The sequence below is a fragment of the Flavobacterium sp. genome, from assembly GCF_049318185.1.
Taxonomy (GTDB): Bacteria; Bacteroidota; Bacteroidia; order Flavobacteriales; family Flavobacteriaceae; genus Flavobacterium.
The window spans coordinates 1-7,139 of sequence record NZ_JBMOGV010000110.1 but is presented as its reverse complement, the minus strand read 5'-3'; the positions used below and the strand labels follow the sequence as shown (position 1 = coordinate 7,139).

The window sequence follows — 7,139 nt, the reverse complement described above, 5'->3', positions numbered from 1 at the left end:
TTTTATAGTTTTATGAATTATGCCGATTTTGGAATGGGAACTTGGCATCCTAAAACTGGGATGTATGACGTGATTCGTGGAATGGAACATTTAACTTTGGAATTAGGCGTAATATTTGAAACCAATTCCAACATTGAGAAAATCATTGTAGAAAATAAAAAGGCCGTTGGATTACAAATAAAAGGAAAAAGAATCGATGCAGATATTATACTGAGTGGGGCTGATTACCATCACACTGAAACTTTATTAGAACCAGAATATAGAGCTTATTCTGAAAAATATTGGGAAAGCAAAACTTTTGCGCCTTCTTCCCTCCTTTTTTATGTAGGTTTCAATAAAAAAATTGAGAATATTTCTCACCATGCTTTGTTTTTTGATGTGGATTTCAACCAACACGCTAAAGACATTTATGATGAACCAAAATGGCCTGAAAATCCATTATTCTATGCAAATTTTCCTTCTATTACAGACAAAACTGCAGCTCCTGAAGGAATGGAATCTGGTTTTTTCTTAATACCACTTGCTCCGGGAATTGTTGACACACCAGAATTAAGAGAAACCTATTTTGAAAAAATAATTTCAAGATTTGAGACTTTAACTAGACAAAATATAAAAGAAAATATTATTTTTAAAGAATCTTTTTGCAAACTTGATTTTGAAGAAGTTTATAACTCCTATAAAGGAAATGCATACGGAATGGCAAATACATTAATGCAAACTGCATTTTTAAGACCTAAATTAAAGAGTAAAAAAGTTAAAAATTTATATTTCACTGGACAATTAACCGTTCCTGGACCCGGGGTCCCACCTGCTTTAATATCAGGAAAACTGGTGGCAGATTTAATAAAAAAACACAGCTAAAATTTAAGAGCAATAGAATGAAATCACTTTTTGACACCATATCTTTTGAATGTAGCAGGAATGTTACTAAATCTTACAGCACTTCATTTACTGCTGCTGTAAAAATGTTAGCAGCAAGCATCCGCCAAGACATTTATAATATATATGGTTTTGTTCGCTTTGCAGATGAAATTGTAGATACTTTTCATGAATATAATAAAGAAGTGCTATTTGATATGTTTGAAAAAGATTTAGCTAGCGCCTTAGAAAATAAAATTAGTTTGAACCCAATATTGAATTCCTTTCAATATACGGTTCATAAATATAGCATTCCACAAAGCATGATTGCTGCTTTTATGAAAAGTATGAAGTTAGATTTACATAAAAGCGAATACAAAACCTTTGATGAATACAACGAATATATCTATGGATCGGCTGATGTGGTAGGATTAATGTGTTTAAAAGTCTTTGTAAATGGTGATGATACTAAGTTTAACGAATTAAAACACTCCGCTATGCGATTAGGTTCTGCTTTTCAAAAAGTGAATTTTCTTCGCGATTTAAAAGCTGATTTTGAAGATTTGAATAGAACATATTTCCCAAATACTGATTTGTCTCGCTTAGACGAACATTCTAAAAACGATATTATCAAAGAAATCGAGGCTGATTTTCATGCTGGTTTTGAAGGAATTTTAAAACTGCCTTTGGAAGCAAAGTTTGGCGTTTATACAGCTTTTATTTATTACAAAAAGTTATTATCAAAACTAAAAAAAACACCCTCTATGGAAATCAAAAACACTAGAATCCGTGTTCCTGATTATCAAAAATTTGGTTTACTGGCAAAATGCTATGTTAATTATCGATTGAATTTATTGTAAAAACTTAGCGTAACTTGTTTTCTACTTTGGCAAATTTGTTCCGTTAAAATATTTTAAAAGTATCATTTAACCAAATCTTGTAGTGGCGTCAATTGAGCCATATCTATATTAGTACTTTTAATAAGAGATAGCATTGACATAATATTATTTGGGTTCATATTATTCCCTAAAATTCTAACTACAGCAAAACCATTTTCTTTCTTTTTGGCAAAAAGGACAAACTCATCTATATGATTTTCGTCACCAACAAAACTTACCGAAGCACCATCTTTTCCTGAGCCTATCTTCATCAATTCTTGATACTCTTTTCCTTTTAGAATTTGAGTTACTTTTTGACTTTCTTTATCATACTGAGCTTGATTATTTTTATTTAATTTATAAGCTAAAATATTCATCTTGTCAAATGATTCTAGAGCAGTCTTTTGTTTTATTGTGAGTTTTGTTTTGTCTATATTGATAATACTTGATGAAATATCTAGTACCACAAAATCTTTATTCTCTGAATTATCCACAAAATACTTTTGCAAACTTGGTTCTCTATTACAACTCCATAGAAATAATGAAACCAAAATAGCGATGAGGTAAGTCAGTTTCATCATCTTATTTTTTACCTTTTGATACTTTTTTCAAATCATCGCCACCAGGCAAATTCATCTTGTCTGTCAAAACAGAAAGCTCATCCAAATCAAAGTTACCAATTAAAGACATCAATACTGACTCTTCTTTTCCTCCACCTTCAACAAACATTAATAGTTCTTTGATTTGCGAATCTGAAGCTCCAGATTTTACATAGATTTTTACACTTTTCCCTTTTTCGTTCATACGCATTAGTTCTTCTAAAGCGGATGATTTAATATACTTATCGGCGACAGCTTTCATCTCGTCAGATCTTTTATCGCTTTGTGTGACAAATACCTTTAGATTGTCTAATTTTTTGATAAGGTTCACATATTGTTGTGTTTCTTTATCTTTTACATCCATTTTACTTAACAGGGCGAACATCTTTTTATTCACTATTACTGTGGTTACATCATCCAAACCATCAAATTTATCGAAGACAGATTGGGCAAAAAAGGTGTTTGTCGTTAAAACTATCACCAGACTTAAAATTAATTTTTTCATGTTTCTAGATTTTAATTATTTAAAAATTTTGTTTTTTGTTTGTTCGTATTCATTAATATATTTTACACTTCCTATACCTTTATTTACATGTTCTGAAATCATATTCAATGCTTTTTGCGTTTCTCTAAAAGCAATATTAGGATCATCAATCGTGCCTAAATCTTGCGATTCTAGTTCATTGTATTGGTTAAATGTTAATAGTACCAAACCTAATAAAACTGCTACAGATGCAGCAATAGATAACCATACTATTTTGGAACGCTTGTTGTTTTTTAGAGTTATAGGTGCAATAAACTGTTCTTGTTTTGCTTGAACGGCATAGACGAATATTGGTTTATATTGATCCAAAGTTGGGGCAACATTAGAAGAAGAAAAATAGTCTTTTAACTCTTTTTCTTCTTCTATAGTGGTCGCTGCAGCAAAGTATTTTTCTAATAATTTTTCAATTTTATTCAATTCCATGATGATGTATTTTTATCATTCTTTCTCTTATTGTTTTTCTTGCTCTTGAGAGTGCTGTTCTGATGGCTTGCTCATTCATTTCTAACACCTTAGCTATCTCCTCAAATTCCATTTCTTCAATATCACGCATTTGAACAATTAGTTTTTGTTGTTCGGGCAAGTTGTTCATAATCTTTTCAACCCAGTTCCAAGTGTCTTTGTCTTCCAATTTTTCTTGCAAACCTGCTTCCTTGTGAGTGCAATTGTCGTGAACAATTGTCATGTTGCTAGCTCGTTTGGATTTCAATTGGTCTAAAGAATAATTCTTTACCATTGTCATCGCCAGTGCTTCTATACTTTTATACCCATTCAAACTTTCGTTCTTATTCCACAATTTGACTAACACCTCTTGAGTGGCATCTTCAGCTTCTTCACTGCTCACGAGTAATCGTTTAGCTATTCGGAAGATTTTATCCTTAAACGGATTGACTAGTTGCATAAACTCTTTTTGATGCATCGAAACTACTTTTAACTAGTGGTTATATAAGCTAGACGAGGGACTGTTTTATTTGTTACAAACAAAATACAATTATTAATCTAAACTTAGTAAATTTACACTTAATAAATTAAAAGTAATTATGAAAAAGTTTCAGATTTACTCATTATTCTTATTATTAACTGTCATTCCCTCTGGTTGTTCTGATATGGATGACAATGCCGTTCCTAGTACTCTTGAAGTAAAAGACTTTGTATGGAAAGGAATGAATTTATATTACCTATGGCAAAACGATGTGACTGATTTGGATGACGACAGATTTGCTAATCAAACGGAGTTAAACAATTTCTTAACCACGTTTGCAAATCCAACAGATTTATTCAATCACTTGCGTGTGCCTTCGCCTACTGACAGGTTTAGTGGTATCTATAGTGACTATTCCGTCTTAGAAGGTGTGCTTTCCGGAAGCACTTTGAACAACGGAATGGATTTTGGGCTAAAACATGTTAATTCAACTACTAATGTATATGGGTGGGTTAGGTACATTATTCCGAATTCTGATGCTGCTTCCAAAGACATACAACGCGGTGATATTTTCTATGCGATTAACGGAATTTCGTTGACAGATGACAATTATAGATCACTCCTATTCAGCAATGATGAAACTTATACTGTTAACTTAGCGGATTATAGTTGCGACAATAGCGGATTTGTCACTATTACACCAAACGGTCAATCAGTTACTTTAAATAAAACTGCCTTGGCAGAAAATCCTATATATTTAAATACGGTTATTACACAAGGCACACACAATATAGGATACTTAATGTATAACGGATTTTATGCTAATTATGACACCCAACTTAACGCGACTATTGGCAATTTGGCAGCACAAAATGTGACTGATTTAGTACTCGATTTGCGTTATAACTCTGGTGGTTCTGTCAATACGGCAGTGAAATTAGCCAGCATGATAACCGGACAATTTACCGGACAACTCTTTGCTAGACAACAATGGAATGCCAAAGCGCAATCATACTATTTGAATAACAATCCTGGTGCTTTGCAAAACAAATTCATTGGAGGTTTAAATGGTTTGAACCTTAACAAAGTCTACATCTTGACAACCAAAGGTACTGCATCTGCCAGCGAGTTGGTGATTAACTGCTTGAAACCTTATGTAGAAGTTGTGCAAATTGGTGATATCACCACAGGTAAAAATGTAGGGTCAATTACGCTCTATGATTCGCCTACATTTGCTAAAACCAATGTAAACCCCAACCACAAATATGCCATGCAACCCATAGTGTTGAAGATAGTTAACAAAAATAATTTTGGCGATTATACAACTGGAATAAACCCTACTATTTTGTTGCCCGAAAACCTCAATAACATGGGTACACTGGGAGAAGTTAACGAACCTTTGCTGAATATTGCCATAAACCAAATTATTTCCAGTGGTAAAAAAATCCCACAAGTGCCAAACATAATTCACAGAGACTTTACCGATGCCAAATTACAGAATCCGTTACGCAGCGAAATGTTTGTGGAAAATAAGTAAAAATTTAATCTTAAAAGAGATAAAATTAAATTGACAAAAGATATGTTATCTTCTGTTTAAAAATCTAATGGTTCCGTACACAAATAGTATAAATGCAATAAGCCTTAAACCCATAAATATATTGGGTAAAGGTTTTTCAATGAAACAGCTTATGACTGAAATAACGATAATTATTAGTATTAATTTTATTGGGGATGATTCTCTAAAAAATGATATAATTTTATTCATGTTATTCTATTTAAAAAATGAATCTACAAATTCAAATTTATTAAAAACTTGCAAATCTTCAATTCCTTCTCCAACTCCAATGTATTTAACTGGTATTTGAAATTGGTCTGAGATACCTATTACAACACCACCTTTAGCCGTTCCGTCTAACTTAGTAACCGCAAGGCATGATACTTCTGTAGCAGCAGTAAACTGTTTAGCTTGCTCAAAAGCATTTTGTCCAGTAGAACCATCTAAAACCAATAATACATCATGCGGTGCATCAGCAACTACTTTTTGCATCACTCGTTTTACTTTGGATAATTCAGCCATTAAATTGGCTTTATTATGCAAACGACCTGCTGTATCAATAATAACTACATCTGCATTTTGAGTTACGGCACTTTGTAAAGTATCAAATGCTACAGATGCTGGATCGCTTCCCATTTGTTGTTTTACTAATGGTACACCTACTCTATCTGCCCAAATCTGTAATTGATCAATAGCGGCTGCTCTAAAAGTATCGGCTGCTCCAAGAACAACTTTGTATCCTACTTTCTTAAATTGGTTTGCTAACTTCCCAATGGTTGTAGTTTTTCCAACACCATTAACGCCAACAACCATTATTACATAAGGTTTTTTATTTGCAGGAATGGTAAACTCAGTTTCTTCCCCCGATTTTGTTTCTGATAAAAGTCCTGCAATTTCTTCACGAAGAATTTGGTTCAATTCATCAGTACCCATGTATTTATCGTTGGAAACTCGAGCTTCTATTCTTTCTATGATTTTGAGCGTCGTATTAACACCCACATCAGAGGAAACAAGAACTTCTTCTAAATTATCTAAAACCTCATCATCTACCTTTGATTTACCAGCAACAGCTTTGGTTAGTTTAGAGATAAACGAGGTTTTCGTTTGTTCTAAACCTTTGTCTAAGATTTCTTTCTTTTCTGAGGAAAATATTCTTTTAAAAAAACTCATTATAATTTTAGTATTGTGGAATTAAGAATTAGATTTTAACCTACTACTTATTGTATAACAGCGACAAATATAAAAATAAAAAGCTACTTTCTAACGAAAGTAGCTTTGATGTAATACGTTTTTGATAATTATTTCTTTTTTAGAAAATTATCTACTTCCTCTGGTGTCATTATACTTTCAACAAAAGTGTAAGCACCAGTTTTTGGTGACTTAACCATTTTAATTGCTTTGGTCAATCTTTTAGAAGTCGTTTGTAACGTTGCAACGGTTTTCTTTGCCATGATTATTGAGTATTTGAAATTTTACAAAAAAAATGTAAAACTCTAAATTATTTAATTTCTTTATGAACAGTCATTCTCTTTAAGATTGGATTAAATTTTTTAATCTCTAATCTGTCTGGAGTATTTTTTTTGTTTTTGTTAGTGATGTAACGAGAAGTTCCAGGAAGACCTGTTCCTTTGTGCTCAGTACACTCTAAAATAACTTGTATTCTATTACCTTTCTTTGCCATCTTGCTTTATTTTTATTGGATAGAATTATTTAATAAATCCTTCAACTCTTGCTTTTTTCAAAACAGCAGCTAATCCATTTTTGTTGATTGTTTTAATTGTAG

The 7,139-nt window shown here is 32.2% G+C and carries 10 protein-coding genes; 3 read left to right on the top strand and 7 right to left on the bottom strand.

Going from position 1 to position 7,139, the window contains the following annotated elements; all coding sequences use genetic code 11:
* Both ACOYLT_RS09460 and ACOYLT_RS09455 read left to right on the top strand, forming a co-directional pair.
* Positions 1 to 861, top strand: an 861-nt coding sequence (locus ACOYLT_RS09460) for a phytoene desaturase family protein (protein WP_422853611.1), incomplete at its 5' end; no start/stop codon positions are given.
* Between the two features lie 17 nt (positions 862 to 878).
* Complete coding sequence (locus ACOYLT_RS09455; RefSeq protein WP_422853610.1) at positions 879 to 1,718, top strand: phytoene/squalene synthase family protein; 840 nt, start codon at positions 879 to 881, stop codon at positions 1,716 to 1,718.
* Positions 1,719 to 1,780: 62 nt separating this feature from the next.
* Here ACOYLT_RS09455 and ACOYLT_RS09450 read toward each other — a convergent pair whose 3' ends face one another.
* Genes ACOYLT_RS09450 through ACOYLT_RS09435 form a run of 4 tightly spaced genes read right to left on the bottom strand, consistent with a single transcriptional unit; the run spans position 1,781 to position 3,798 of the window.
* Positions 1,781 to 2,314, bottom strand: a complete 534-nt coding sequence (locus tag ACOYLT_RS09450; RefSeq protein ID WP_422853609.1) for a DUF4252 domain-containing protein — start codon at positions 2,312 to 2,314, stop codon at positions 1,781 to 1,783.
* A gap of 4 nt (positions 2,315 to 2,318) precedes the next feature.
* Entirely contained in the window at positions 2,319 to 2,840 is a 522-nt protein-coding gene (locus ACOYLT_RS09445) for a DUF4252 domain-containing protein (RefSeq protein WP_422853608.1), read from the bottom strand.
* Positions 2,841 to 2,855: 15 nt separating this feature from the next.
* Positions 2,856 to 3,302, bottom strand: a complete 447-nt coding sequence (locus tag ACOYLT_RS09440) for a hypothetical protein (RefSeq protein WP_422853607.1) — start codon at positions 3,300 to 3,302, stop codon at positions 2,856 to 2,858.
* Positions 3,289 to 3,798 carry an RNA polymerase sigma factor gene (locus ACOYLT_RS09435; protein ID WP_422853606.1) on the bottom strand — a complete coding sequence of 170 codons (510 nt, stop codon included), beginning with the start codon at positions 3,796 to 3,798 and terminating at the stop codon, positions 3,289 to 3,291. The genes ACOYLT_RS09440 and ACOYLT_RS09435 overlap by 14 nt, the downstream gene beginning before the upstream one ends.
* Before the next feature lie 121 nt (positions 3,799 to 3,919).
* Here ACOYLT_RS09435 and ACOYLT_RS09430 point away from each other — a divergent pair, with 121 nt between their 5' ends.
* Entirely contained in the window at positions 3,920 to 5,338 is a 1,419-nt protein-coding gene (locus ACOYLT_RS09430; protein ID WP_422853605.1) for a S41 family peptidase, read from the top strand.
* A gap of 234 nt (positions 5,339 to 5,572) precedes the next feature.
* Here ACOYLT_RS09430 and ftsY read toward each other — a convergent pair whose 3' ends face one another.
* The 3 genes from ftsY to rpmG form a co-directional block, all read right to left on the bottom strand.
* A complete protein-coding gene (ftsY, locus tag ACOYLT_RS09425; protein ID WP_422853604.1) occupies positions 5,573 to 6,526 on the bottom strand; it encodes a signal recognition particle-docking protein FtsY in 954 nt (317 codons plus the stop codon).
* Between the two features lie 128 nt (positions 6,527 to 6,654).
* A complete protein-coding gene (locus ACOYLT_RS09420) occupies positions 6,655 to 6,807 on the bottom strand; it encodes a DUF4295 domain-containing protein (RefSeq protein ID WP_422853603.1) in 153 nt (50 codons plus the stop codon).
* 47 nt (positions 6,808 to 6,854) lie between these two features.
* Positions 6,855 to 7,037 (bottom strand): 50S ribosomal protein L33, encoded by a 183-nt coding sequence (rpmG, locus tag ACOYLT_RS09415; RefSeq protein WP_035126304.1) that lies wholly within the window; start codon positions 7,035 to 7,037, stop codon positions 6,855 to 6,857.
* Positions 7,038 to 7,139: the final 102 nt, after the last annotated feature.

What these genes read in the sequence shown, in the direction of transcription:
- ACOYLT_RS09435 (WP_422853606.1), bottom strand. Translation starts at nt 3,798, where the DNA reads ATGCATCAAAAAGAGTTTATGCAACTAGTCAATCCGTTTAAGGATAAA.
- ACOYLT_RS09450 (WP_422853609.1), bottom strand. Translation starts at nt 2,314, where the DNA reads ATGAAACTGACTTACCTCATCGCTATTTTGGTTTCATTATTTCTATGG.
- ACOYLT_RS09420 (WP_422853603.1), bottom strand. Translation starts at nt 6,807, where the DNA reads ATGGCAAAGAAAACCGTTGCAACGTTACAAACGACTTCTAAAAGATTG.
- ftsY (WP_422853604.1), bottom strand. Translation starts at nt 6,526, where the DNA reads ATGAGTTTTTTTAAAAGAATATTTTCCTCAGAAAAGAAAGAAATCTTA.
- ACOYLT_RS09445 (WP_422853608.1), bottom strand. Translation starts at nt 2,840, where the DNA reads ATGAAAAAATTAATTTTAAGTCTGGTGATAGTTTTAACGACAAACACC.
- rpmG (WP_035126304.1), bottom strand. Translation starts at nt 7,037, where the DNA reads ATGGCAAAGAAAGGTAATAGAATACAAGTTATTTTAGAGTGTACTGAG.
- ACOYLT_RS09440 (WP_422853607.1), bottom strand. Translation starts at nt 3,302, where the DNA reads ATGGAATTGAATAAAATTGAAAAATTATTAGAAAAATACTTTGCTGCA.
- ACOYLT_RS09455 (WP_422853610.1), top strand. Translation starts at nt 879, where the DNA reads ATGAAATCACTTTTTGACACCATATCTTTTGAATGTAGCAGGAATGTT.
- ACOYLT_RS09430 (WP_422853605.1), top strand. Translation starts at nt 3,920, where the DNA reads ATGAAAAAGTTTCAGATTTACTCATTATTCTTATTATTAACTGTCATT.